Origin of the sequence: Acidovorax sp. 93 (assembly GCF_003633835.1) — a bacterium.
Classification (GTDB): domain Bacteria; phylum Pseudomonadota; class Gammaproteobacteria; order Burkholderiales; family Burkholderiaceae_C; genus Acidovorax; species Acidovorax facilis.
Genome location: NZ_RBIT01000001.1, coordinates 602643 through 625751 on the forward strand (window position 1 = coordinate 602643; position 23109 = coordinate 625751).

The 23109-nt window shown below is 64.5% G+C and carries 23 protein-coding genes; 12 read left to right on the forward strand and 11 right to left on the reverse strand.

Annotation, left to right across the window (positions count from 1 at the left end; translation table 11 throughout):
* Nucleotides 1-8: 8 nt before the first annotated feature.
* From C8C93_RS02755 to C8C93_RS02765, 3 genes are read right to left on the reverse strand one after another with little or no spacing between them, the layout of a single operon-like run.
* Entirely contained in the window at nt 9-314 is a 306-nt protein-coding gene (locus C8C93_RS02755; protein WP_121420681.1) for a DUF1330 domain-containing protein, read from the reverse strand.
* Between the two features lie 12 nt (nt 315-326).
* Nucleotides 327-1181, reverse strand: coding sequence for a 3-deoxy-8-phosphooctulonate synthase (gene kdsA / locus C8C93_RS02760; protein WP_121505831.1), 855 nt, complete (start codon nt 1179-1181; stop codon nt 327-329).
* Between the two features lie 12 nt (nt 1182-1193).
* Nucleotides 1194-2852 carry a CTP synthase gene (locus tag C8C93_RS02765; protein WP_108496941.1) on the reverse strand — a complete coding sequence of 553 codons (1659 nt, stop codon included), beginning with the start codon at nt 2850-2852 and terminating at the stop codon, nt 1194-1196.
* A 114-nt stretch (nt 2853-2966) separates the two neighbouring features.
* On the opposite strand from C8C93_RS02765, the gene coaBC reads away from it, so the two are divergent.
* The 4 genes from coaBC (at nt 2967) to C8C93_RS02785 (ending at nt 5830) form a co-directional block, all read left to right on the forward strand.
* Nucleotides 2967-4190, forward strand: a complete 1224-nt coding sequence (gene coaBC, locus C8C93_RS02770) for a bifunctional phosphopantothenoylcysteine decarboxylase/phosphopantothenate--cysteine ligase CoaBC (protein WP_121505832.1) — start codon at nt 2967-2969, stop codon at nt 4188-4190.
* A 21-nt stretch (nt 4191-4211) separates the two neighbouring features.
* A complete protein-coding gene (locus C8C93_RS25330) occupies nt 4212-4682 on the forward strand; it encodes a hypothetical protein (RefSeq protein ID WP_233559227.1) in 471 nt (156 codons plus the stop codon).
* 2 nt (nt 4683-4684) lie between these two features.
* Nucleotides 4685-5131, forward strand: coding sequence for a dUTP diphosphatase (gene dut, locus C8C93_RS02780; protein ID WP_121505833.1), 447 nt, complete (start codon nt 4685-4687; stop codon nt 5129-5131).
* A gap of 195 nt (nt 5132-5326) precedes the next feature.
* Nucleotides 5327-5830, forward strand: coding sequence for a glycine zipper 2TM domain-containing protein (locus C8C93_RS02785; RefSeq protein WP_121505834.1), 504 nt, complete (start codon nt 5327-5329; stop codon nt 5828-5830).
* A 59-nt stretch (nt 5831-5889) separates the two neighbouring features.
* On the opposite strand, the gene C8C93_RS02790 is transcribed toward C8C93_RS02785, so the two are convergent.
* Entirely contained in the window at nt 5890-6414 is a 525-nt protein-coding gene (locus C8C93_RS02790; RefSeq protein ID WP_121505835.1) for a peptidylprolyl isomerase, read from the reverse strand.
* 54 nt (nt 6415-6468) lie between these two features.
* Between C8C93_RS02790 and C8C93_RS02795 the strand changes: the two genes are divergently transcribed.
* The 3 genes from C8C93_RS02795 (at nt 6469) to C8C93_RS02805 (ending at nt 8603) form a co-directional block, all read left to right on the forward strand.
* A complete protein-coding gene (locus C8C93_RS02795; protein WP_121505836.1) occupies nt 6469-7593 on the forward strand; it encodes a JmjC domain-containing protein in 1125 nt (374 codons plus the stop codon).
* 26 nt (nt 7594-7619) lie between these two features.
* Nucleotides 7620-8141, forward strand: a complete 522-nt coding sequence (locus C8C93_RS02800; RefSeq protein ID WP_121420674.1) for a hypothetical protein — start codon at nt 7620-7622, stop codon at nt 8139-8141.
* A 201-nt stretch (nt 8142-8342) separates the two neighbouring features.
* Complete coding sequence (locus C8C93_RS02805; RefSeq protein ID WP_121505837.1) at nt 8343-8603, forward strand: hypothetical protein; 261 nt, start codon at nt 8343-8345, stop codon at nt 8601-8603.
* A gap of 133 nt (nt 8604-8736) precedes the next feature.
* Here the strand turns inward: C8C93_RS02805 and C8C93_RS02810 are convergent, their stop codons facing one another.
* The 6 genes from C8C93_RS02810 to C8C93_RS02830 all read right to left on the reverse strand — a co-directional run bounded on the left by C8C93_RS02810 (nt 8737) and on the right by C8C93_RS02830 (nt 13718).
* Entirely contained in the window at nt 8737-9519 is a 783-nt protein-coding gene (locus C8C93_RS02810; RefSeq protein ID WP_121505838.1) for an MBL fold metallo-hydrolase, read from the reverse strand.
* A gap of 90 nt (nt 9520-9609) precedes the next feature.
* A complete protein-coding gene (bamC, locus tag C8C93_RS02815; protein ID WP_082437569.1) occupies nt 9610-10701 on the reverse strand; it encodes an outer membrane protein assembly factor BamC in 1092 nt (363 codons plus the stop codon).
* 45 nt (nt 10702-10746) lie between these two features.
* Nucleotides 10747-11643 (reverse strand): 4-hydroxy-tetrahydrodipicolinate synthase, encoded by an 897-nt coding sequence (dapA, locus tag C8C93_RS02820; protein ID WP_121505839.1) that lies wholly within the window; start codon nt 11641-11643, stop codon nt 10747-10749.
* A 30-nt stretch (nt 11644-11673) separates the two neighbouring features.
* Entirely contained in the window at nt 11674-12228 is a 555-nt protein-coding gene (locus C8C93_RS02825) for a bifunctional 2-polyprenyl-6-hydroxyphenol methylase/3-demethylubiquinol 3-O-methyltransferase UbiG (RefSeq protein ID WP_121505840.1), read from the reverse strand.
* Between the two features lie 80 nt (nt 12229-12308).
* Entirely contained in the window at nt 12309-12476 is a 168-nt protein-coding gene (locus tag C8C93_RS25195) for a hypothetical protein (protein ID WP_176886539.1), read from the reverse strand.
* Nucleotides 12477-12500: 24 nt separating this feature from the next.
* Nucleotides 12501-13718, reverse strand: coding sequence for an MFS transporter (locus C8C93_RS02830; RefSeq protein ID WP_055400907.1), 1218 nt, complete (start codon nt 13716-13718; stop codon nt 12501-12503).
* Nucleotides 13719-13848: 130 nt separating this feature from the next.
* Between C8C93_RS02830 and C8C93_RS02835 the strand changes: the two genes are divergently transcribed.
* From C8C93_RS02835 to C8C93_RS02855, 5 genes are all read left to right on the forward strand, one after another.
* Nucleotides 13849-15831, forward strand: coding sequence for a DNA topoisomerase IV subunit B (locus C8C93_RS02835; RefSeq protein ID WP_121505841.1), 1983 nt, complete (start codon nt 13849-13851; stop codon nt 15829-15831).
* A 38-nt stretch (nt 15832-15869) separates the two neighbouring features.
* The gene (locus tag C8C93_RS02840) at nt 15870-16703 is read left to right on the forward strand and encodes a lytic transglycosylase domain-containing protein (RefSeq protein ID WP_121505842.1); all 834 of its coding nucleotides are present in this window, start codon (nt 15870-15872) and stop codon (nt 16701-16703) included.
* Nucleotides 16700-19057 carry a DNA topoisomerase IV subunit A gene (gene parC / locus C8C93_RS02845; protein WP_121505843.1) on the forward strand — a complete coding sequence of 786 codons (2358 nt, stop codon included), beginning with the start codon at nt 16700-16702 and terminating at the stop codon, nt 19055-19057. Before C8C93_RS02840 ends, parC begins: the two co-directional genes overlap by 4 nt.
* Before the next feature lie 22 nt (nt 19058-19079).
* On the forward strand, nt 19080-20168 hold the full coding sequence (locus tag C8C93_RS02850; RefSeq protein ID WP_121505844.1) for a winged helix DNA-binding domain-containing protein: 1089 nt from the start codon (nt 19080-19082) through the stop codon (nt 20166-20168).
* Nucleotides 20169-20500: 332 nt separating this feature from the next.
* The gene (locus tag C8C93_RS02855) at nt 20501-22285 is read left to right on the forward strand and encodes a methyl-accepting chemotaxis protein (RefSeq protein ID WP_121505845.1); all 1785 of its coding nucleotides are present in this window, start codon (nt 20501-20503) and stop codon (nt 22283-22285) included.
* 130 nt (nt 22286-22415) lie between these two features.
* Here C8C93_RS02855 and C8C93_RS02860 read toward each other — a convergent pair whose 3' ends face one another.
* Nucleotides 22416-22874 (reverse strand): RidA family protein, encoded by a 459-nt coding sequence (locus C8C93_RS02860; protein ID WP_121505846.1) that lies wholly within the window; start codon nt 22872-22874, stop codon nt 22416-22418.
* Between the last annotated feature and the right edge of the window lie 235 nt (nt 22875-23109).

Sequence of the window (23109 nt, forward strand, 5' to 3'; positions counted from 1 at the left end):
GATAGAGGTCAGACCGGGGCGTCAACGCCTTCGACCAGCACCATATTGAAAAACTCGGTCGCACCGGCGCGCTTGCTGCGCGCGGCACGGTACAGCTCGGCGTCGTAGAAAGCCTTGGCGGCATCGAAACTGGGAAAGCGCAGCATCGCCACGCGCGCGGGCGTCCAGTTGCCTTCCAGGGTCTCGAACTTTCCGCCGCGCACCAGGTATTCGCCACCGTGGGCCTTCACGGCTGCGGGCGCGGCCGCCATGTAGTCTTTGTACTGTTCGGGGTTGGACACTTTCATGTCCACGATGATGTAGGCAGCTGGCATGGGGTCGTCCTGTTAGTTGAAGTTGTTTTCGAGAAATCCGCTTTTCTTCGTGATGTCGTCCAGTGCCACCAGGGTTTCGAGCAGCGCCTTCATGTGCTTGAGCGGCACGGCGTTGGGGCCGTCCGACCAAGCCTCAGCAGGGCGGGGGTGGGTTTCCATGAACAGGCCCGCCACGCCCACGGCTACACCGGCGCGGGCCAGCACGGGCACCATGTCGCGCGCGCCACCACTCACGGCACCCAGGCCGCCGGGTTTTTGCACCGAGTGGGTGACGTCAAACACCACGGGCGCACCGGAGTTGCGCATCTCGGCCAGGCTGGTCATGTCGGCCACGAGGTTGTTGTAGCCAAAGCTCACACCGCGCTCGCAGGCCAGGAAGCGGTCTTCCGACAGGCCAACTTCTGCCGCTGCAGCCCGGGCCTTGTCGATGACGTTCTTCATGTCCCAGGGCGCCAGGAACTGGCCCTTCTTGATGTTCACCGGCTTGCCGCTTTGCGCCACCGCGCGGATGAAATCCGTCTGGCGGCATAGGAACGCAGGCGTTTGCAGCACGTCCACCACGCTGGCCACCTCGGCCACGTGCGAGGTGTCGTGCACGTCGGTCAGGATGGGCAACTGCAGCTGGCGGCGCACTTCATCGAGGATCTTGAGGCCAGCGTCGATGCCGACGCCGCGCTTGCTGGTGCCGGAGGAGCGGTTGGCCTTGTCAAACGAGCCCTTGTAGATCAGCGGAATGTCCAGCGGCGCGCAGGCTTCCTTGAGCTGGCCTGCGACATCGAGCGACATTTCCAGGCCTTCAATGGAGCAAGTGCCCGCGATCAGGAAAAAGCGCTGGTCCAGGCCAACGTTGAATCCGCACAGCTGCATGCTTGAGTCCCCTTATGCTTTTTTTGCGGCTTGCTGGTGTTCCACTGCGGCCTTGATAAAGGCGTTGAACAGCGGGTGGCCGTTCCAGGGCGTGGACTTGAACTCGGGGTGGAACTGCACGCCGATGAACCAGGGGTGCACGGTTTGCGGCAGCTCCACGATTTCGGTGAGTTCTTCACGCTGGGTCAGCGCCGAGATCACCAGGCCCGCCTTGCGCAGCTGGTCCAGGTAGTTCACGTTGGCTTCGTAGCGGTGGCGGTGGCGCTCGGTCACCACGTCGCCGTAGATGCTGTGGGCCAGCGTGTCCTTGGACACGTCCGAGCTCTGCGCGCCCAGGCGCATGGTGCCGCCCAGGTCCGAGTTTTCATCGCGCTTCTTGATGGTGCCGTCTGCATCCTTCCACTCGGTGATCAGTGCGATCACGGGGTGGGGCGTGGTGGGGTCGAACTCGGTGCTGTTGGCGTTGGCCAGGCCTGCCACATGGCGGGCGTATTCGATGGTGGCCACCTGCATGCCCAGGCAGATGCCCAGGTAGGGCACCTTGCGTTCGCGGGCAAACTGCGCCGTGGCGATCTTTCCTTCCACGCCACGCTGGCCGAAGCCGCCGGGCACCAGGATGGCGTCGTACTTGGCCAGCTTGGCGGCCGCGTCGGCGCTGTCGATGGTCTCGGAATCGACATGGTCGATCTTCACGCGCACATGGTTGCGCATGCCCGCGTGGCGCAGGGCCTCGTTGACGGACTTGTAGCTGTCCGACAGGTCCACATACTTGCCGACCATGGCGATGGTGACTTCGCCCTGGGGGTGTTCGGTTTCGTACACCAGGTCGTCCCAGCGCTTGAGGCTGGTGGGTGGGGTGTTCAGACGCAGCTTGTCGCAGATCAGGCCATCGAGGCCCTGTTCGTGCAACATCCGGGGCACCTTGTAAATGGTGTCCACGTCCCACATGCTGATCACGCCCCACTCGGGCACGTTGGTGAACAGCGAGATCTTGGCGCGCTCTTCTTCAGGGATGCGGCGGTCGGCGCGGCACAGCAGCGCGTCGGCCTGGATGCCGATTTCGCGCAGCTTTTGCACGGTGTGCTGGGTGGGCTTGGTTTTCAGCTCCCCCGCTGCAGCGATCCAGGGCAGGTAGGTCAGGTGCACGAAGGCTGCGTTGTTCGGGCCCATGCGCAGGCTCATCTGGCGCACGGCTTCCAGGAACGGCAGCGATTCGATGTCACCCACGGTGCCGCCGATTTCGACAATGGCCACATCCACGGCATCCGGCGTGCCGATGCCGGCGCCGCGCTTGATGAATTCCTGGATTTCGTTGGTGACGTGGGGAATGACCTGCACGGTTTTGCCCAGGTAGTCGCCGCGACGTTCCTTCTCCAGCACGGACTGGTAAATCTTGCCCGTGGTGAAGTTGTTGGTTTTCTTCATGCGCGTTTCGATGAAACGCTCGTAGTGGCCCAGATCCAGGTCGGTTTCTGCGCCGTCGTCGGTCACGAAAACCTCGCCGTGCTGGAACGGCGACATGGTGCCCGGGTCTACGTTGATGTAGGGGTCAAGCTTGATGAGGGTGACTTTGAGTCCCCGCGATTCGAGGATCGCGGCAAGGGAGGCTGAGGCGATTCCCTTACCGAGGGAAGACACCACACCGCCGGTGACGAAGACAAATTTGGTCATGTCTGAAGGGGGCCTCTCACGAGAGGTCTCCTGGTGGTGGGAAATTCGGATTATAGATGGCACCCCGGCGACACCCCGCCGGGCAGGGTCACCCCCGTCTGCTAAATTCGCGCTATGAATGAGCTTGCTGGCAAACACATTGTTCTGGGTCTGAGTGGGGGCGTGGCTTGCTACAAGGCGGCCGATCTGTGCCGCCAGCTCATCAAGGAGGGCGCCACCGTGCAGGTGGTGATGACCGAGGCGGCAGAGCAGTTCATCACCCCGGTCACCATGCAGGCGCTGTCTGGCCGCACGGTGTACGGCTCGCAATGGGATGCGCGCGAGCCCAACAACATGCCCCACATCAACCTGAGCCGCGACGCGGATGCGATCCTGATCGCGCCTTGCAGTGCGGACTTCATTGCGCGCCTGGTGCAGGGCAGGGCGGACGAGTTGCTCAGCCTGCTGTGCCTGGCGCGTCCCGCTCAGCGCGTGCCCCTGTTGCTGGCCCCTGCGATGAACCGCGAAATGTGGGCGCACCCGGCCACGCAGCGCAACCTGGCCCAGGTGGCGCAGGATGGCGCGGTGGTGCTGGGTGTGGGCAATGGAGACCAGGCTTGTGGCGAGAATGGCGATGGCCGCATGCTGGAGCCTGTGGAGCTGCTGGAAGAGTTGATTGCCTTCTTCGCGCCCAAGGTCCTGGCGGGGCGCAAGGTGCTGGTGACGGCGGGGCCCACTTTCGAGGCGATCGATCCCGTGCGTGGCATCACCAACCTCTCGAGCGGAAAGATGGGTTTTGCCATTGCCCGTGCGGCCCGCGAGGCCGGTGCCGAAGTCACTTTGGTCGCTGGGCCTGTGCATGTGCCCACGCCACGTGGGGTGCAGCGTGTGAATGTGCAGTCGGCCCAGGAGATGCTGGCGGTTGTACAGCGCCATGTGCAGGCGGCGTCGGTGTTCGTTGCCACCGCTGCCGTGGCGGACTGGCGGCCCGCCAGCCAGTCCTCCCAGAAAATCAAGAAAGACGGCTCGGGCCAGACACCGACCCTGGGTTTCGTGGAAAACCCCGACATCCTGGCCATGGTGGCGAAGTCATCGCATGCCCTGGAGGGTGATCTCTTTTGCGTCGGTTTTGCTGCTGAAAGCCATGATCTGCTGGCCCACGCCACGGCCAAGCGTGCGCGCAAAGGGGTGCCGCTGCTGGTGGGCAACATTGGCCCTGCCACCTTTGGGCAGGATGACAATGCCCTGCTGTTGGTGGACTCCCAGGGGCACCGCGAGCTGCCCCGGGCTTCCAAACGGGTGCTGGCCCAGCAGCTGATCGGGGAGATTGCGGCGCGGTTGTCCCCCGTGGGTTCCTAGAGGTCTTTGCCGGGAGGCCGTATGAAGACTGGTGCGACCAAGCCTGAATGGGATACGCCGCCCGATGGCGACTTTGCACGCTACGTGGAACGGCTGACCGCGCCTGCACCTGCCAGAGGTGTACAGGCTCCAGCCCCTGGCTCCACCACCGCCCAGAAGCCCGCTGGGGCGGGTGGGGTGCGCCCGGCGCCCCAGTATGGTCCGCCGGATCTCGCTCTGGTTCTGAAGCCTTTGCTGGGCGTTGTGCGTGCGGTGCGCGCCGTGCTGCTGGTGTTGATTGCCTTGCACGGGGTGGCGCTGTTCATGTTCAGTCAAGGGTCTTTGCCGGGGCTCGCGGTCATGGCGGCCACCTGGTGGGGGTTGGGGCGTTTGATCGACGTGGCTCCCAAGGCCCTATCATCCGCAGCCTTCGGGGCCGCGTCTGGCGTGGAGCCCTTGCAGGAGCGGCTGCGGCAAGTGGCCCAGCAGCGCACAACTGGAAAGAAGAAATAGCCGTGAAGATTGATGTGAAGATTCTGGATCCGCGCATGGCGGACCAATTGCCCACCTATGCCACCCCCGGCAGTGCTGGCCTGGACCTGCGCGCTTGCCTGGATGCTCCGCTCACCCTGCAGCCGAATGCCTGGCAACTGGTGCCCACGGGCATTGCCGTCTACCTCAAAGACCCCGGGTACGCCGCGCTGATCCTGCCGCGCTCGGGTCTGGGCCACAAGCATGGCATCGTGCTGGGCAATCTCGTGGGCCTGATTGACAGCGACTACCAGGGGCAGCTCATGGTGAGCGCCTGGAACCGCAGCAGCACCGCATTCACGCTGGAGCCCATGGAGCGGCTCGCACAGCTGGTGATCGTTCCGGTGGTGCAGGCGCAGTTCAATGTGGTGACTGAGTTTGCAGCGACGGAGCGGGGCGAGGGTGGCTACGGGTCAACCGGGAAGGCCTGAGCACCGGGCTCAATGGGGTCGTGGCAGGTTGGGGTTGTAAGACGCCGCTTACCTTTGGATGGGTTTGTTACTGACGCAGGCGCAGCCCCTGCGTCTACGGGACAGGGGGCTGGGGCGTTGTTCCAATCTAGGTATGCGCACCAAGGCCGGATTCCCTGCAAGCCGTGTGCACCCCCTGACTTTAGGAGTACGAAAATGCTGCAAATTACCCGTTCTTTCGCCATCGTTGGCGCCGTGGTCCTTGTGGGCTCGTTGGCCGCCTGCGGCCACAACCGATCGGCCCCTGCGCCACAATATTCGGGGGGCTACTCGGGCGGCTACCAAACGGCGCCGGCCTACCCGAACAATCCGGCCGGCACGGAGTACGGTCGGGTTTCCAATATCGAAGTGCTGCAGGGGCGGTCGCAAGGCCAGACCTCCGGGGCTGGTGCTGTGATCGGCGCTGTCGTCGGTGGTGTTCTGGGCAACCAGATTGGCAAGGGCTCCGGTCGTGCCGCCGCAACCGGCGTGGGCATTGTTGGAGGCGCAGTAGCAGGCAATGCCATTGAAGGCCGCAACAACAGCCAGGAAGTACAGGGCTACCGCCTGTCGGTGCAACTCGATCACGGCGGCTACCGCGTCTACGACGTAAGCAGCCCCGGCGATTTGCGCATTGGCGACCGTGTACGCCTGTACAACGGCCAGATTTCACGCCTTTAATCGACCATTCGGGCTTGGCTAGGCTCTGAAAATCGTTCAGGGCCTTCCTTTCGCCCAGCTCAGTGGAGCAGGTTATTGCCAGGCGCCTGCGGCTGTACCCGAAAAAAGCCTGTGCCGGCGCTGCCCCGGCCAATTTCCTCTTCGGTGGCTTCCCGCACGGCCTGTACGGTCAGCTGCAAGCGCAGCGCAATTCCCGCCAGCGGGTGATTGCCGTCCAGGACCACATGCTCCGGATAGATCTCCGTGACTGTGTAGAGCCCCGTGCGGGGGGCGTCGGGATTGCAGCCCTCGGGCAGCGCGGCGCCGTCAAACGTCATTCCCTCTTCGATCTCTGCTGGAAAAAGACCGCGTGGCTCCAGGAACAGCAGTTGGTCGTTGAAGTCACCAAACGCATCTTCGGGCTCCAGATGCAACGCCAGCGTGGCACCGGGGCCGTGGCCTTGCAGAGCTTCTTCGATGCGGGGTAGAAGGTCGTCGCCGCCCACCAGAAACTCTACGGGATCGTCGAGCACATCCAGTTCTTCGCCAAGGGTGTCTTTCAGTGTCCAGGTCAGTGCGACCACACATTGTTGGGTAATTTCCATAGGAGAATTGTCGCAGTTTGACCAACGGCTCCGCAAAGGGGCAGACCAGTTCCCATGGATATCCAGCAACCCCTTACCCTGCTCGGTGGCCTGACCCCCGCGCAGTTCATGCGCCGCCATTGGCAGAAGAAGCCCTTGCTGGTGCGCCAGGCCATTCCCCAGTTTGCTCCCCCTGTGTTGCGGTCGGAGCTGTTCGCGCTGGCCTCCCAGGAGGGCGTGGAGTCCCGCCTCGTGCAACTGGCCAAAGGGGCGTGGAAGCTGCGCCATGGACCCTTTCAAAGGCGTGCCCTGCCTGCGCTCCAGCAGCCCGATTGGACTTTGCTGGTGCAGGGCGTGGACCTGCACAACGACGCCGTGCATGCGCTGATGCAGCAGTTCCGGTTTGTGCCGGAGGCGCGGCTTGATGACCTCATGATCAGTTATGCGTCCGACGGCGGTGGCGTGGGCCCGCATTTCGACAGTTACGACGTCTTTCTGTTGCAGGCCCACGGAACGCGTCGTTGGCGCATTGGCCGCCAGAAGGATCTCGCGCTTCGCGAGGGTATTCCCCTCAAAGTGCTGGCGCAGTTCGAGCCTGAAGAGGAATACCTGCTGGAGCCGGGCGACATGCTGTACCTGCCGCCGCGTTATGCCCACGATGGCATCGCCGAGGGCGAATGCATGACTTATTCGATCGGCTTTAAGGTGCCGTCGCGCGCCGAACTGGGCCAGGAATTGTTGGTGCGCCTGGCCGAGGATGCTGCGGATCAAGACAAGCCCCTGCTGTACCGCGATGCCCAGCAGGAAGCTGTGTCTCAACCCGCGGCCATTCCGGCGGGTTTGCAGGACTTCGCGCGGGATGCCTTGAGCCGCGCACTGGCGCAGCCCCTTGTTTTGGAGCGCGCACTGGGGGAGTATCTGACTGAGCCCAAGCCGAATGTGTGGTTCGAACCCGGCGATACAGGCGTGATGCTGGAAGGGGTGCGCCTGGACCGCCGCAGCCGCATGATGTACGACACGCACCATGTGTTCATCAATGGCGAGAGCTACCGCGCAGCAGGCCGCGATGCAACGCTAATGCGCCGCCTGGCTGATGAACGTCAGTTGACCGCCCGCGAGCTTGCGCGCGCCAGTGACGACGCGCTGGAACTGCTGTCGTCCTGGTGTGATGCGGGCTGGGCCCACGTCTGGGCTGGATAGATCGAAGCACGCCAGGAGACACCGCCATGACCGAGACTTCTGCCAGTTCCGCCGATTCGCGGCCCGATCTCCCGGTGGGTCGTTTCAGCAGCCGTGAAGTGTTTCAGCAAATGGTGCGCGACGCGATTGCCACAGCCGCCCGGGATGGCTGGAAGGAAATTGTGATCAGCGATGCGAATTTCCATGACTGGCCCCTGGGCGAACGCAGTGTGGTGGAGGCCTTGCAGGATTGGGCCCATGGAAGTCGGCGTTTCACCATGCTGGCGTGCAGCTACGATGATGTGATCCGTCGGCACGCGCGTTTTGTGCGTTGGCGGGGCACCTGGGACCACATCATCAATTGCCGTCGCAGCCCGGCGGCTGATCCACTGGATATTCCCAGTGCATTGTGGTCCCCGCACTGGGTGATGCAACGGCTGGACCCGGAGCGGTGCGTGGGGGTTGCAGGCTTTGAACCAGATCGCCGTGTGCTGCTGCGCGAGACGCTCAATGAGTGGGTTCGCAGCAAAAGCACGCCCGGTTTCCCCGCATCGACGCTGGGGTTATGAGCCAAATGCGCGCTTTGCGCCTTGTCAATTGGGCGTAAAGGTTTCGTCAGTGTTAGTCTGTATTGACTAAATACCAATATAATCAGCGGCTGCGCCGAATAGGTGCAAGCCAAGCGCATTGTGCCAAAGCGTACCGGGGCTTCCAAAAAGCCTGACGCCGTGGCTTTTCAAGATTCTGTCTGTCCAACTAGGAAAATCGAAATGAAGAACTCTCTCGTTCTGGCCGCCCTGATCGCCGCTGCTGCACTCGCCGCTTGTGGCAAGAAGGAAGAGCCCGCTCCTGCTCCAGCACCAGCTGCCGTGGAAGCCCCAGCCCCAGCTCCAGCACCCGCACCAGCTCCTGCCGCTTCTGAAGCCGCTCCTGCCGCTTCCGACGCTGCCTCGGCTCCTGCTGCCGATGCTGCCAAGGCTGCCGCTGACGCTGCTGCCACCGCTGCTACTGGCGCTTCCGCAGCCAAGTAATTCGCTGCAGGCCGCAGCAGGTTGCAAAACCTGCTATCGACCGAGAGCCCCGCACCGCAAGGTCGGGGCTTTTTCTTTTTGGGGGCGTTTTCCTTCCCCGGAGTTGGTCGTTTGCGGCGTGACCGGAGTCACTTCATCCTGCAACTGCAAGCCAGGGCGTTCCCACCGTTGGGCTGGCGACGGTGATTTCCTCGGCGGACCACTCCAGTGCAAGGGCTAGCGCCTGTTGAACGAGGTCGGGTGCATTGTTCTGTGCGCTCAGGTGGGCGGCCACCACACGCTGCAGGCCAGGGTGCCGCACGGCACGCAGGATGTCGGCTGCCGCAAAATTGGCCAAGTGCCCATACGGTCCCCCGACGCGGCGTTTCAAGAAGGTCGGATACCGGGATGCTTCGAGCATTGCGAGGTCGTGGTTGGCTTCAATCATCAACGCATGGCAGCCTTGTAGTTGCTGCAGAACATGGTCGCTGGCGTGGCCCAGGTCGGTGAGCACGCCCAGGTGGGATGCGCCGTCCGAGCAGCGCAGCTGCAGCGGCTCGCGCGCATCATGGGGCACCGTGAAGGGCAGGGCGCTGAAGGTGCCGAGGTCCAGAGCCTCCATGTCGTGTGCGATGCGCAGCATGCCATCAAAGTCGGGGGCTCCTAGGGCGGCGTAGGTGCCCTGGCTCATCCATACCGGGATGCGGTAGCGCACGGCCACGGCCAGTGCACAGCCGATGTGGTCCGAGTGTTCGTGGGTGATGAAGACGGCATCCAGGTCTTCGATCTGCAACTGCGCTTGCGCCAGGCGGGTCTGCAGTTGCCGGATGCCGAATCCGCAATCGATCAGCAGGCGGCGTACCTGTGCGCCGCTGCTGCCTTCCACCACCGTGGCATTGCCCGTGCTGCCGCTACCCAGGTTCTTGAAACGCAGCATGTCGTGGTTGAAGGCGCTTGCCGCGCGGCACCTCTGTAGCCTGGGCCCCGGGCCCAGGCAGGGGGAGCGAAGAGGTGCGCGGTTCGTCGCTTACTTCAGATCGTCGGCAATCACGCGGACGATGCGCTCGGCATTGGCGGACGATTCGGGGACGCCGGCTTCGTTGAGCACCGATACCGTGGTGGACTCCCCTTGGCTGCGCACCAGAATGCGGTACTTGAGTGGAGGTGTGGCGTTGGACGAGCTGAAGAGTTTGCCGAAGAACCCTGGCTCCTTCTTCTCGGCATTGGGAGCCACATAGCGCACAAAGTAGGTGCCTTCATTGCGATTGCGGTCTTCCACCGTGAAGCCGGTGCGGTCCAGGGCCAGGCCGATGCGGCGCCAGGCGCGGTCAAAACCCTCGTCAAGCTGGACCACGGGTTTGTTGTCCACCGTGGCCATGCGGGCCGACTGAGCGCGTGGGGCAGGGGCCGCAGCCACTGCCTTGGACTGCTCTTGGCTCACGCCCAGCTTGACCATCAGGCGGCGCAGGAATTCGGTTTCGAGTTCCGGGTCGGAGGGGCGGGGTTGCCACACGGTGCTGTCTTTGGAAACGTTGCCGTAGACCTCAATCATGCCGCGGTGGGTGATGTAGATCTCGGTGCCGCCATTGGCGTTGCGCTCCAGGCGCGTTCGGAACTTGTCGCGTTCACCGGTGGAGTACAGCGAGTCGAGCAGCTTGCCCAGGGTCGAGCGGATGAAATCCTGCGGCAGCTTGGCGCGGTTTTCGGCCCAGTCGGTTTCCATGATGCCCACGTTGGCGTCTGCCTGCGCCAGGTTGAAGCCGCTTTCCTGCCAGAAATCGCGCACGGGTTCCCAGAGCTTGTCGGCCGGGCGGTTGACCACCAGCCAGCGCTGGTTGCCGTCGCGCTCGATGCGCACGTCGCCCAGTTGCAGGGCTGCGGCGTTGGCGGTGCCCGATGGCTGAGCAGCCTGGCCGGCCTGCATGGCGGCGGCCGAGACGGCGCCGCCTGGGACGTTGTAGCGTGAATCACGCGACAGCTGGGTCAGGTCTGGCGGGACTTCCAGGGTCGAGCCTTTGGTCGCGCTCTTGTAGTCGATCTTGTCGCCCTCCAGGGCGGCACAGGCAGACAGGGCCATGGCAAGGGCCAGTAGGCTCAGGCGGGTGGTAGCAGCTTTCACGCGGAAATCCTTGGAGAGTGTCTCGGGGAGCGGGCGCAGCCCGGATTAGATCAGGCCGCTGGTGCGCAGCGCAGATTCGACCACAGCCTCGTTGCTGGTGGTCAGCGGCGTCATGGGCAGGCGCATCGTGCCACCGCACAGGCCCATGCGGGCCATGGCCCACTTGACCGGGATGGGGTTGGCTTCGACAAACAGGTTCTTGTGCACCGGCATCAGCTTGAACTGGATTTCCATGGCCCGGCGTGCATCGCCCGCCAGGGCAGCCACACACAGTTCGTGCATCAGGCGCGGGGCGACGTTGGCCGTCACGCTGATGTTGCCGTGGCCTCCGCACAGCATCAGCGCCACAGCGGTCGGGTCGTCGCCCGAATACACGCCAAAGCCCTGGGGCACATCGCGGATGAGCCACTGGGCGCGTTCGATGTTGCCGGTGGCTTCCTTGATGCCGATGATGCCGGGCACCTGGGTCAGGCGCAGCACGGTGTCGTGTTGCATATCGGCCACCGAGCGGCCGGGCACGTTGTACAGCACGATGGGCAGGTCGCCCGTGGCTTCGGCAATCGCCTTGAAATGCTGGAACTGGCCCTCTTGCGTAGGCTTGTTGTAGTACGGCACGACCTGCAACTGGCTGTCGGCCCCCACGCCGCGCGCGAACTTGGCCAGCTCGATGGCTTCGGCGGTCGAATTGGCGCCACAGCCCGCCATGATGGGCACGCGCTTGGCAGATTGCTCCACGGCCACGCGAATGATCTCGCAATGTTCTTCGACGTTGACGGTGGGCGACTCGCCCGTGGTGCCCACCACGCCGATGCAGTCGGTGCCTTCGGCAATGTGCCAGTCGATCAGTTTGCGCAGGGCCGGGTAGTCCACGCTACCGTCCTCGTGCATGGGAGTGACGAGGGCGACGATGCTGCCGGTGAGAGCGACGGAGGAAGAGGTCATGTCCGCAGTGGTAAACGGTAAAAGAGCATTCTAACTAGCCCACATGGGCAGAAGATGTCGTGAGGGTCCCCCAGGCGGCGGGAGTTCCCGCACGGCCGTGATGCGTTGCACGAAACGGTCGGGGTTTTTTTGGAAGCCGTCTTCATAGGCCAGCGTGCGCAGCCCCGTGCAGGCGGTCAGCAGTTCTCCGGGCCGCAGCAGGAACTCCGGCCGGGCCGGGCGGCCCACAGTTTCGTTGCCGTGTGCAAAGGTCTCGTAGATCAGCACACCGCCTGGGGCCACGCTTTCCACCAGGGTGGCCAGCAGGGGCCGCCACAGGTAGTTGGTGACCACCACGGCACCAAACTGGCGGCCTGCAAAGGGCCATGGGCCGCTCTCGATGTCGGCCAGTACCAGTTCACCCAGACCCTCGCAAGCGGCCAGAGCCTCGGCAGAGCGGTCCACCCCCACCACGGAGTGCCCCAGGCCGCGCAGCCAGCGCAGGTGGCGCCCGGCGCCGCAAGCCACGTCGAGCACCGTGCTGCCCGGCGCAATCAGGTGGGACCAGCGGCGGACCCAGTCGGAGGGAGCTTCGTTACCGTGCATGTGCTATTGAAAATATAGCTATCAGCGCTTGTCCATCAAGCGCTAGCGGCCAAAAAACTTGAAAGAGGAAGGCGCGGGCTTCAGAAGCACGCCCACATCTGGTCGGCCAGCATCACCATGAAGTCCGGCACCGTGTACATGCCAAACACCGCCAGGCACAGCACCACCGCCGTGATCCAGCCAAGCCAGCGCCATACCCGTGGCACGCTGCTGCCGGGCGGGGTGGTGGATGCGCTGACGGTGGGCATGAAGAAGTTCTTTGCAGGGGATGGTCAGGCAGGTTGGGCTGCGCCGCGCTGGATGGGGCTTTCCCGGACCGGCAGGTTTACCAGCCCGGCAAAAATACCCAGGCCGATGGCGATGTACCAGACGATATCGTAGCTGCCCGTCGCGTCATACAGATAGCCCCCCAGCCACACGCCCAGGAAGCTGCCGATCTGGTGGCTGAAGAACACGAAGCCGCCCAGCATCGACAGATGCTGCACGCCAAAGATTTGCGCGATGGTGGCGTTGGTGGGCGGGATGGTAGACAGCCACAGCGTGCCCATCACCGCCGAGAACACATACACCGACAGCGGCGACAGCGGCACCAGCAAGAACACGCTGATCGCCGCAGCCCGCGCAAAGTAGATAAAAGCCAGGATGAACCGCTTGGGCATGCGCTGGCCCAGCGTGCCGGCCACATAGGTGCCCAGCACATTGAACAGGCCAATCAGCGCCAGTGCATAGCTGGCCACCTGGGGCGACAGGCCGTGGTCCTTGAGGTAGCTGGGCATGTGCACGCCGATGAACACCACCTGGAATCCACAGACGAAGTAGCCCGCCATCAACAGGTTGAAACTGGGGTAGCGGAACGCCTCGCCCAGCGCTTGCAGGATCGTCTGCTCGCGCTTGACCGGGGCCGCTCCCGCGAAGTTGGGCTCGCGCAGCCCAAAGGCCAGCGGCACGATGAGCAGCACCATCAAGGACAACGCCAGCAACGCCTGCTGCCAACCCAATCCGGCAATCAGCCAGCCTTCCACCGGCACCATGAGGAACTGGCCGAACGAGCCAGCCGCCGCGGCCACACCCATGGCCCAGGACCGGCGTTCGGGTGCAATCTGGCGCCCCAGCACACCGTAGATCACGGCGTAGGTGGTGCCTGCCTGGGCCGCGCCAATCAGCACGCCCGCCGTCAGCGCAAACAGCGTGGGCGTGGGCGACAGTGCCATGCCCGCCAGGCCCAGGCCGTACAGCACGGCACCGCCCATCAGCACGCGGAACGCGCCAAACCGGTCGGCCACCATGCCCGCAAAAATGCCGATCAGGCCCCAGGACAGGTTCTGGATGGCAATCGCCAGTGCGAACGACTGGCGCGTCCAGCCCATCTCCTGGGTGATGGGCAAGAGCCAGAGTCCGAAGCCGTGGCGGATGCCCATCGACAGGGTCACGATGGCCGCGCCGCAGGCCAGCACCTGGAACATGGACAGTTTGGGAGGATTCGTATGCATGCGCAGGAATGTAGCCAGATTGCGTGAAACGTGCTGATACACCGGGGACCAATACAGTTGGCAGCAGGGGCGAAGGTGGGGCTGGTTTTATATCCAGCTATTGCTGCGTTGCCGCACTACAATCCGCCCCATGTCTGCCAAACCGTCTTCTGCATCCGCCAGCGAATATTCCGAAGGCTCGATCCGCGTGCTCAAGGGCCTGGAGCCCGTCAAGCAACGCCCGGGCATGTACACCCGCACCGACAACCCCCTGCACATCGTTCAGGAGGTGCTGGACAACGCGGCCGACGAGGCGCTGGCCGGGCACGGCAAGAAGATCCGCGTCACGCTGCATGCCGACGGCTCGGTCAGCGTGGAGGACGACGGCCGGGGCATCCCCTTCGGCATGCACCCCGAGGAAAACGCCCCGGTGATCGAGCTGGTGTTCACCCGGCTGCACGCGGGTGGCAAGTTCGACAAGGGCAAGGGCGGCGCCTACAGCTTCTCGGGCGGCCTGCACGGCGTGGGCGTGAGTGTGACCAACGCTTTGGCCACACGGCTGGAGGCAACGAGCTACCGCGAAGGCAAGGCGGCACGCCTGGTGTTCTCGGCCGGTGACGTGATCGAACCCCTGGTGGCCCGACCGCTGGAGGCGGGCGAACGCAAGCAGGGCACGTCGGTGCGCGTGTGGCCCGACGCCAAGTATTTCGAGTCGAGCGTGCTGCCCATGAGCGAGCTCACCCACCTGCTGCGCAGCAAGGCTGTGCTGATGCCCGGCGTGACGGTGCAGCTTGTCAACGAGAAAACCCGCGACACGCAAACCTGGCAGTACAAGGGCGGCCTGCGCGACTACCTCATGCAGACGCTCAACGGCGACCCGGTGATCCCGCTGTTTGAAGGCGAGGGTTTTGCCGACCGCAACAACGAAAGTTTTGCCGAAGGCGAGGGCGCATCCTGGTGTGTCGCCTTCACCGAAGACGGCCAGCCCGTGCGCGAGAGCTACGTCAACCTGATTCCCACGAGCGCAGGCGGCACGCACGAGAGCGGCCTGCGCGACGGCCTGTTCAATGCGGTCAAGAGCTTCATCGAACTGCACAGCCTGCTGCCCAAGGGTGTGAAGCTGCTGCCTGAGGACGTGTTTGCGCGCGCCAGCTATGTGCTCAGTGCCAAGGTGCTCGACCCCCAGTTCCAGGGCCAGATCAAGGAGCGCCTGAACTCGCGCGACGCGGTGCGGCTGGTCAGCGGCTTCGTGCGCCCCGCGCTGGAGCTGTGGCTCAACCAGCATGTGGAATACGGCAAGAAGCTTGCCGAGCTGGCCATCAAGGCCGCGCAAACCCGCCAGAAGGCGGGCCAGAAGGTCGAAAAACGCAAGGGCTCCGGCGTGGCCGTGCTGCCCGGCAAGCTCACCGACTGCGAAAGCAAGGACATCGCCCACAACGAAGTCTTCCTGGTCGAGGGCGACTCGGCCGGGGGCAGCGCCAAGATGGGCCGCGACAAGGAAAGCCAGGCCATCCTGCCGCTGCGCGGCAAGGTGCTTAACACCTGGGAGGTGGAGCGCGACCGCCTGTTTGCCAACAACGAAATCCACGACATCTCGGTGGCCATCGGCGTGGATCCGCACGGCCCCAACGACACTCCGGATTTGAGCGGCCTGCGCTACGGCAAGGTTTGCATCTTGAGTGACGCCGACGTGGATGGCTCGCACATCCAGGTGCTGCTGCTCACGCTTTTCTTCCGCCACTTCCCCAAGCTCATCGAGGCGGGCCACATCTACGTGGCGCGCCCGCCGCTGTTTCGCGTGGATGTACCCGCGCGCGGCAAGAAGCCCGCCGCCAAGATGTATGCGCTGGACGACGGCGAGCTGACTGCCATCCTCGACAAGTGCGCCAAGGACGGTGTGCCCAAAGAGAAGTGCCAGATCAGCCGCTTCAAGGGCCTGGGCGAGATGAACGCCGAGCAGCTGTGGGAAACCACGCTCAACCCCGACACCCGCCGCCTGCTGCCTGTGCAGCTGGGCGACATGGACTTTGCCGCCACCGAGGGCCTCATCACCAAGCTCATGGGCAAGGGCGAAGCCGCCGCGCGCCGTGAGCTGATGGAGCTGCATGGCGATGCGGTCGAGATCGATATCTGACCGCATCGACGGCTCCGCCCGGTGTTTGTGATAAAAATATGAATAAAAACAGTGCCCTGCGCTTGTCTGTATTGGGTTTGCTGCTATGTTTTGTGCAGCAAATGGCCCATGCGGACTTGTGGGCGCATGTGGACGAGCGTGGCGTGACGCACTTTGCGGCCGAGCAGGTCGATGCGCGCTACCAGCTGTTTTTTCGCGGCAACGACTTTGACTCCACCCGCGATGCGCCTGCCAATGCTTCGCCCATGCCCTATGCGCTGCCCGCAGCGGGCGCGCGCCTGCTGGCCTTTTTTGACATCGCCCCCGACTACAAACGCGTCAAACACCACCTGCGCGCTGCGTCCGCCAAACACGGTGTGGACTACGAGCTGTTGCAGGCCGTGATCGCGACCGAGTCCGGCTTTGACGCCACCGCCGTGTCGCCCAAGGGCGCCGTGGGCCTGATGCAGGTGATGCCCGCCACCGCAAACCGCTTTGGCGTGAGCAGCGACGCCAAGCGCACGGTGGAACAGAAGCTGGCCGACCCGGCGGTGAATGTGCCCACTGGCACCCGTTACCTGCGCCACCTGCTGGACCTGTTCCCCGGCCGCATGGACCTGGCCGTGGCGGCCTACAACGCCGGTGAAGGTGCGGTACAGCGCGCGGGCAACCAAATCCCCGCGTACAAGGAAACGCAGAGCTACGTGCGCACCGTGCTGGGCATGTATGCCCAGCTCAAGCCCCCGGCACCCGTGCTGGCACAGCGTGCAGCGCCTGGCCGCGTACGCATGGAGCTCTCGGGCGGTGCCACCAACAGGGGCAACCTGCCGCCCACCCGCGTCGCGCAGACACGCGACCAGAACCTGAATCAAGAACCTGTAGTTAACGAATGAGCGACCAACCGACTTTGGATTTCACCACCGCAGGCGATGACGGGGGCGACTCCCTGGGCCTGGCGGGCTATGCCCAGCGCGCCTACCTTGAATACGCACTGTCGGTCGTCAAGGGCCGTGCGTTGCCCGATGTGTGCGACGGCCTCAAGCCCGTGCAGAGGCGCATCCTGTATTCGATGGACCGCATGGGTCTGGGCTACAGCGGCCCTACGCGCAATACTGCCGCCAAGCCGGTCAAGAGCGCCCGCGTGGTGGGCGATGTGCTGGGCCGCTTCCACCCGCATGGTGACCAGTCGGCCTACGACGCGCTGGTGCGCATGGCGCAGGACTTTGCGCAGCGCTACCCGCTCATCGACGGCCAGGGTAACTTCGGCAGCCGCGATGGCGATGGCGCTGCCGCCATGCGCTACACCGAAGCACGCCTGTCGCGCATCACCAGCCTGCTGCTCGATGAAATCGACGAAGGCACCGTGGATTTCATGCCCAACTACGACGGCAGCACCGAGGAGCCGCGCCAGTTGCCCGCCCGCCTGCCGTTTGCGTTGCTCAACGGCGCCAGCGGCATCGCCGTGGGCCTGGCCACCGAAATCCCCAGCCACAACCTGCGCGAGATTGCCGACGCCTGCATTGCGCTCATCAAGACACCTGCTCTCAGCCAGGACGAGCTGCTGGCCATCGTGCCCGGCCCGGACTACCCCGGTGGCGGCCAGATCATCAGCAGTGCCAGCGACATTGCCGATGCCTACCGCACCGGCCGGGGCAGCCTCAAGGTGCGCGCGCGCTGGAAGATCGAGGAACTGGCGCGTGGCCAGTGGCAACTGGTGGTCAACGAATTGCCACCGGGCGTGAGCACGCAGCGCGTGCTCGAAGAGATCGAGGAAATCACCAACCCCAAAGTCAAGGCCGGCAAGAAGGCGCTGAGCCAGGACCAGACGCAACTGAAGGCCAGCATCCTGGCCGTGCTGGATGTCGTGCGCGACGAATCCAGCAAAGACGCCCCCGTGCGCCTGGTGTTCGAGCCCAAGACGGGCAAGACCCCGCAGCAGGAGCTGATCACCGCGCTGCTGGCGCACACCAGCCTGGAAACCTCGGCCCCGATCAACCTGACGATGGTGGGCCTAGACGGCAAGCCCGTGCAGAAGTCGCTGCGGGTGATGCTGGAAGAGTGGATCGCCTTCCGCCAGACCACGATCACGCGCCGTAGCCAGCACCGCCTGAACAAGGTGCTCGAGCGCATCCACATCCTCGAAGGGCGGCAGACCGTGCTGCTCAACATCGACGAGGTGATCGCCATCATCCGTGCGGCCGAGGAGCCCAAGGCCGCGCTGATTGCGCGCTTCAACCTCAGCGACCGGCAGGCCGAAGACATCCTTGAAATTCGCCTGCGCCAGCTTGCGCGGCTCGAAGCCATCAAGATCGAGCAGGAACTGAAAGAACTGCGCGAAAGCCAGGGCAAGCTCGAAGACATTCTGAACAACCCCGGCTCGCTGCGCCGCACCATGGTCAAGGAGATCGAGGCCGACGCCAAGACCTTTGCCGATGCGCGCCGCACGCTGATACAGGCCGAGAAAAAGGCTGTGGCCGAAGTAAAGGTGGTGGACGAGCCCGTCACGGTGATCGTCTCGCAAAAAGGCTGGGTGCGCGCTCGCACCGGCCATGGCCACGAGGCTGCCAGTTTTGCCTTCAAGGCGGGCGATGGCCTGTATGGCACGTTTGAATGCCGCACGGTCGATACCTTGCTGGCCTTTGGCAGCAATGGCCGCGTGTACTCGGTGGCGGTGTCATTGCTGCCCGGCGCACGCGGTGACGGCCAGCCGGTGACCACGCTCATCGAGCTGGAAGCCGGCACGCAGCTGCTGCACTACTTTGCAGGGCCCGCCAACGCCACGCTGCTGCTGTCCAACTCCGGTGGCTACGGCTTTCTGGCGGCGGTGGAGAACATGGTCTCGCGCCAGAAGGGCGGCAAGGCCTTCCTCACGTTGGGCGAGGGCGAAACCGTGTGTGTGCCTTCGCATGCTGCGGGCACCACGGGCAGCAAGCCCGTGCTGCCTGCCACGCATGTGGCCTGTGCCTCCACGGGCGGGCGCATCCTCACGTTCGAGATCACCGAGCTGAAAACCATGGTCAACGGCGGTCGCGGGCTGATGCTGATTGACCTGGAAGACAAGGACCAGCTGGCGGGAGCCGCAGCCTACACACGCAGCATTCGCCTGGATGGCATTGGCCGGGGCGGCAAGCAGCGCGACGAGACGCTCGAGATCCGCAGCCTGAACAACGCCCGCGCCGCGCGAGGCCGCAAGGGCAAGGCGGCGGACCTGGGCTTCAAGCCCAACGCAGTGACGCGCGTGGAGTAAGACTGTGGCGTCGCGCTCACCCATGCTGGATGAGCTGCGCCGCTACGCGATTGCGCGCAGCCTGTTCAAACCGCTGACCCTGCCCGGCGCAATCCGCAAGCTGGGGTTTGTGCAGGCTGACCCGATGCGAGCACCCGCGCGGGCGCAGGACCTGATTTTGCGTCTGCGGGTGCGCGACTACCGCGCGGGTGACCTGGAACGCCGCTACGAGCGCTTAGGTATTGAAGAAGACGCCTTCGTTAACTACGGCTTTGTGTCCCGCGAGATGCTGGCGCTGCTGCACCCGCGCACGCCGCGCAGGCCGTGGGACGCCGCCACTACCGAACGTGCGCGTGAGGTGCTGGCGTTTGTGCAGGAGCGGGGCATGGTGCACCCGCGCGAAGTGAGCGAAGCGTTTGCGCACCATGGCCGCGTGGCGGGCTACTGGGGCGGCGAGCTCAATGCCAGCACACGCCTGCTGGATGCGATGCACCACCACGGCTGGTTGCGGGTGTGCCGCCGCGAGTCGGGCACTCGGGTGTATGCACCCGTTGCGCACCCCGAGCAAGACGTCAGCCCCGCCGCACGTTTGGCCCGCGCCGAAGCCCTGGTGGATCGCATCGTGGCGCTGTATGCCCCGTTGCCTGCCCCCAGCCTGGGCTACCTGGTCACGCTGCTGCGCTATGGCGCACCGCAGCTGGCTGCCGAGGCGCGCGCGGTGGCCAAGGCCGCACCATCACGCTACGGCCATGCGGTGGTCGATGGAACCACCTGGTTTTGGCCTGTCGCTGAAAGTCCGGCATCGCGCCGCCACCAGCCGGATAAGGGCGTGCGGCTATTGGCACCGTTCGATCCCGTGGTGTGGGACCGACGCCGCTTCGAGATGCTGTGGGGCTGGGCGTACCGGTTCGAGGCGTATGTACCGGCGCCCAAGCGCACCATGGGCCACTATGCGTTGCCGGTGCTGTGGGGCGAACAGATGGTGGGCTGGGCCAACCTGCGCGTGGAGCGCGGTCGGCTGCAGCATGCTCTGGGTTTTGTGGCCGGGCGCCCACCACGCGACGCGGGGTTCCGGCGCGCGCTGGGCGAGGAACTGGCGCGTTTTGAGGCCTTCCTCGGCTCCGCAGCCTGACAGCCCGCTCATGCACCCGGCACCCCGGGCCTGCGAGTTAGCACCTGTCGCCAGTTTTTTTTCAGGGTGTTGCAGCGGGCAATAGGGGCCGCTGGCACCGCGCTTTTGTCGACGATGGGCGTACAGATGGCATGCGAATGGGGCATTTGCCCGAGCGACACGACTTGCTGAAACCCCGTGGCCGAACTCTGGCGGCGCGATGATGCCCGCCCCGGGAGGTGTGGTGGGGCCCATGCAGGCAGGGCAGACCCTGATGTGCAGTGACGGAGTTTGTGCAATCGTGAAAAAGCGTGCAACATCTGTACACAAACACAACGCTTCAGGAGGCAACCATGCCCAAACATCTTCGGATGGCTCACAAGCTCTGGCTGGCGGTGATTTTGATTGTGGTCATGCTGGTGGCGGTGGTGGGCTTTGCGGCCTACCGGTCTGCCAAGGTGCAGGCCCATGCTGATGCGGTGAGCAAAGACATGGAGTCGCGCGTGCAGGCGGCATTGCGCTGGTCGGGTCTTACCGAGACCAATGCCGCCAGAACCCAGGCCCTGATCGTCAGCAGCGACCCGGCCGTCGAAGCCGAGTTCAAGGATGTGATCACGGCCACATCGGCGCAGATCAGCGAAGTGCAAAAGTCGCTGGAATCCATGGCCCTGTCAGAGGCCGACAAGCAGCAGATGGCCAAGATCGCCGCTGCGCGCAAGACCATGATCGACCTGCGCGGCGAGGCCCGCAAACTCAAGAGCGATGGGCAGCAAGAACAGGCTGTGACGTTGATCACCCAGAAGTACAACCCTTCGGTGGCGGCCTACACCACCACGCTGCGTGAGTTCGTTCAGCAGCAGCAGCAAAGCGCCGAGGCCGTTCAGAAGCAGATGGCGGCAGAGCGCATGCTGACGGTCAAGATTGCTGCCGTGGCCGTGGGCCTGCTGCTGCTGGCCATCATTGTGGGTGCCTACTACCTGATCGGCAGCATCCAGCGGCCCTTGGAGCAGGCCAACGGGCTGGCCGAACGCATTGCGGGGGGCGACCTGAGCATGCAGGAATCCGTGACCCGGGGCGACGAGTTTGGCGACCTGCTGCGTTCGCTGTATGCCATGAGCAGCGCCTTGGGTCGCATGGTGCACCAGGTGCGCCAGAGCACCGACAGCATCGCCATCGCCAGCGCCGAGATCGCTACGGGCAACCACGACCTGTCGGCCCGCACCGAGCAGACCTCCAGCAACCTGCAGGAGACGGCGGCCGCCATGGAGCAGTTCACCAGCACCATCCAGCAAAGCGCAGGCAGTGCTCAGCAGGCCAGCAGCCTGGCGGCGGGCGCCACGGGCGTGGCGCGCCGGGGCGGCGAGGTGGTGAACCAGGTGGTGGCCACGATGGAGGACATCAACCACAGCAGCAAGAAGATCGCGGACATCATTGGCGTGATTGATGGCATAGCCTTTCAGACCAACATCCTCGCGCTGAACGCCGCTGTGGAAGCAGCCCGCGCGGGTGAGCAGGGCCGGGGTTTTGCGGTGGTGGCCAGCGAGGTGCGCAGCCTTGCCCAGCGCAGCGCCGAGGCCGCCAAGGAGATCAAGTTGCTCATCAGTGCATCGGTCGAGAAGGTGGAGACGGGCTCGCGCCTGGTGTCGGACGCGGGCACCACCATGACCGACATCGTGCAGTCGGTGCAGCGCGTGACCGACATGATTGGCGAGATCACCGCAGCATCGTCCGAACAGAGTGCGGGGGTGTCGCAGGTCAACAAGGCGATCAGCAACCTTGACCAGATGACGCAGCAGAATGCGGCGCTGGTGGAAGAAAGCGCCGCCGCCGCCCAGAGCCTGCGTGAGCAGGCAGATCACCTGGCGCGCGAGGTGTCCATGTTCAAGGTGAATGCCGCCAGCTATGGGCCCGCGCAGGCGGCCATTGGTGCGGCGCGCGCCACGGCTGCCCAGCGGCCACAGGCACCCGCACGGCCCGCACCGGGTTCTGGTGCGAAGGCACTCCACGGCACGCCCGCTGCGGTGGCCAAGGCTCCGGCTGCAGCGGCCGCTGTTGCCAAGGTATCTGCCGCACCTGCACCCGCCAGCCGCAAGCCCGCGGTGGCCCAGGGATCGGAAGAGGACTGGGAGTCTTTCTGACGCTCTGACAACTGGCAGCCATGGTGTCATGGCGGCTGGGAGGGGCGTATCCGTCACCGCCCAGCGCAGAAAACAAAAAAACCCATGGCAGTCATGCCATGGGTTTTTTTGGTGAGGGGGGTGGGGTCTGTCAGGCCAGCTCGGCGATCAGCTCGATTTCCACGCAGGCGCCCAGGGGGATCTGCGCCACGCCAAAAGCGCTGCGGGCGTGCACGCCTTTTTCGCCAAAGACCTGGCCCAGCAGTTCGCTGGCGCCGTTGGTCACCAGGTGCTGCTCGGTGAAATCACCCGTGGAATTCACCAGGCTCATGACCTTGACGATGCGCTTGACGCGGTTGAGGTCGCCGCCACAGGCAGCCTGCAACGTGCCCATGAGGTCAATCGCTACCGAGCGTGCAGCTTCCTTGCCTTCTTCGGTGCCGATATCGCGGCCAAACTGCGCGGCCCAGGGCTTGCCGTCCTTGCGTGCGATGTGGCCGGACAGGAACACCAGGTTGCCCGTCTGTACATAGGGCACATAGGCGGCAGCGGGCACCGACACGGGGGGCAGGGTGATGTTGAGTTCTTTCAGCTTGTCGTAAACGCTCATGGTCTTTCCTCGGTTTGGCGTGAAGGTGGATGGCGGGGACTGGCCGGTGCAGGTGCGCCGGCACGGCCTGCCGGTCAGCGCGGTGGCTTCGCGGTCCGGCGGCACCCGGATGGCCGCGAGTGTTACACAGCCTAGTGTGCAGAATCCAGCGGCCAGCCCCCAGGCATCGCATTAGCATCAGCCCATGCCCGCCATAAGCGCCCCTAATGCCATTTCATCCGCCCCTGGGGGCCTG

Coding starts and splice junctions, on each gene's coding strand:
- coaBC (WP_121505832.1), top strand. CDS start 2,967: ATGAATGAGCTTGCTGGCAAACACATTGTTCTGGGTCTGAGTGGGGGC.
- C8C93_RS02830 (WP_055400907.1), bottom strand. CDS start 13,718: ATGCATACGAATCCTCCCAAACTGTCCATGTTCCAGGTGCTGGCCTGC.
- C8C93_RS02790 (WP_121505835.1), bottom strand. CDS start 6,414: ATGGAAATTACCCAACAATGTGTGGTCGCACTGACCTGGACACTGAAA.
- C8C93_RS02755 (WP_121420681.1), bottom strand. CDS start 314: ATGCCAGCTGCCTACATCATCGTGGACATGAAAGTGTCCAACCCCGAA.
- C8C93_RS02810 (WP_121505838.1), bottom strand. CDS start 9,519: ATGCTGCGTTTCAAGAACCTGGGTAGCGGCAGCACGGGCAATGCCACG.
- dapA (WP_121505839.1), bottom strand. CDS start 11,643: ATGACCTCTTCCTCCGTCGCTCTCACCGGCAGCATCGTCGCCCTCGTC.
- C8C93_RS02825 (WP_121505840.1), bottom strand. CDS start 12,228: ATGCACGGTAACGAAGCTCCCTCCGACTGGGTCCGCCGCTGGTCCCAC.
- C8C93_RS02860 (WP_121505846.1), bottom strand. CDS start 22,874: ATGAGCGTTTACGACAAGCTGAAAGAACTCAACATCACCCTGCCCCCC.
- parC (WP_121505843.1), top strand. CDS start 16,700: ATGAGCGACCAACCGACTTTGGATTTCACCACCGCAGGCGATGACGGG.
- kdsA (WP_121505831.1), bottom strand. CDS start 1,181: ATGCAGCTGTGCGGATTCAACGTTGGCCTGGACCAGCGCTTTTTCCTG.
- C8C93_RS02840 (WP_121505842.1), top strand. CDS start 15,870: ATGAATAAAAACAGTGCCCTGCGCTTGTCTGTATTGGGTTTGCTGCTA.
- C8C93_RS02850 (WP_121505844.1), top strand. CDS start 19,080: ATGCTGGATGAGCTGCGCCGCTACGCGATTGCGCGCAGCCTGTTCAAA.
- C8C93_RS25195 (WP_176886539.1), bottom strand. CDS start 12,476: ATGCCCACCGTCAGCGCATCCACCACCCCGCCCGGCAGCAGCGTGCCA.
- C8C93_RS02765 (WP_108496941.1), bottom strand. CDS start 2,852: ATGACCAAATTTGTCTTCGTCACCGGCGGTGTGGTGTCTTCCCTCGGT.
- C8C93_RS02800 (WP_121420674.1), top strand. CDS start 7,620: ATGACCGAGACTTCTGCCAGTTCCGCCGATTCGCGGCCCGATCTCCCG.
- C8C93_RS02835 (WP_121505841.1), top strand. CDS start 13,849: ATGTCTGCCAAACCGTCTTCTGCATCCGCCAGCGAATATTCCGAAGGC.
- C8C93_RS02795 (WP_121505836.1), top strand. CDS start 6,469: ATGGATATCCAGCAACCCCTTACCCTGCTCGGTGGCCTGACCCCCGCG.
- C8C93_RS02785 (WP_121505834.1), top strand. CDS start 5,327: ATGCTGCAAATTACCCGTTCTTTCGCCATCGTTGGCGCCGTGGTCCTT.
- C8C93_RS02805 (WP_121505837.1), top strand. CDS start 8,343: ATGAAGAACTCTCTCGTTCTGGCCGCCCTGATCGCCGCTGCTGCACTC.
- C8C93_RS02855 (WP_121505845.1), top strand. CDS start 20,501: ATGCCCAAACATCTTCGGATGGCTCACAAGCTCTGGCTGGCGGTGATT.
- C8C93_RS25330 (WP_233559227.1), top strand. CDS start 4,212: ATGAAGACTGGTGCGACCAAGCCTGAATGGGATACGCCGCCCGATGGC.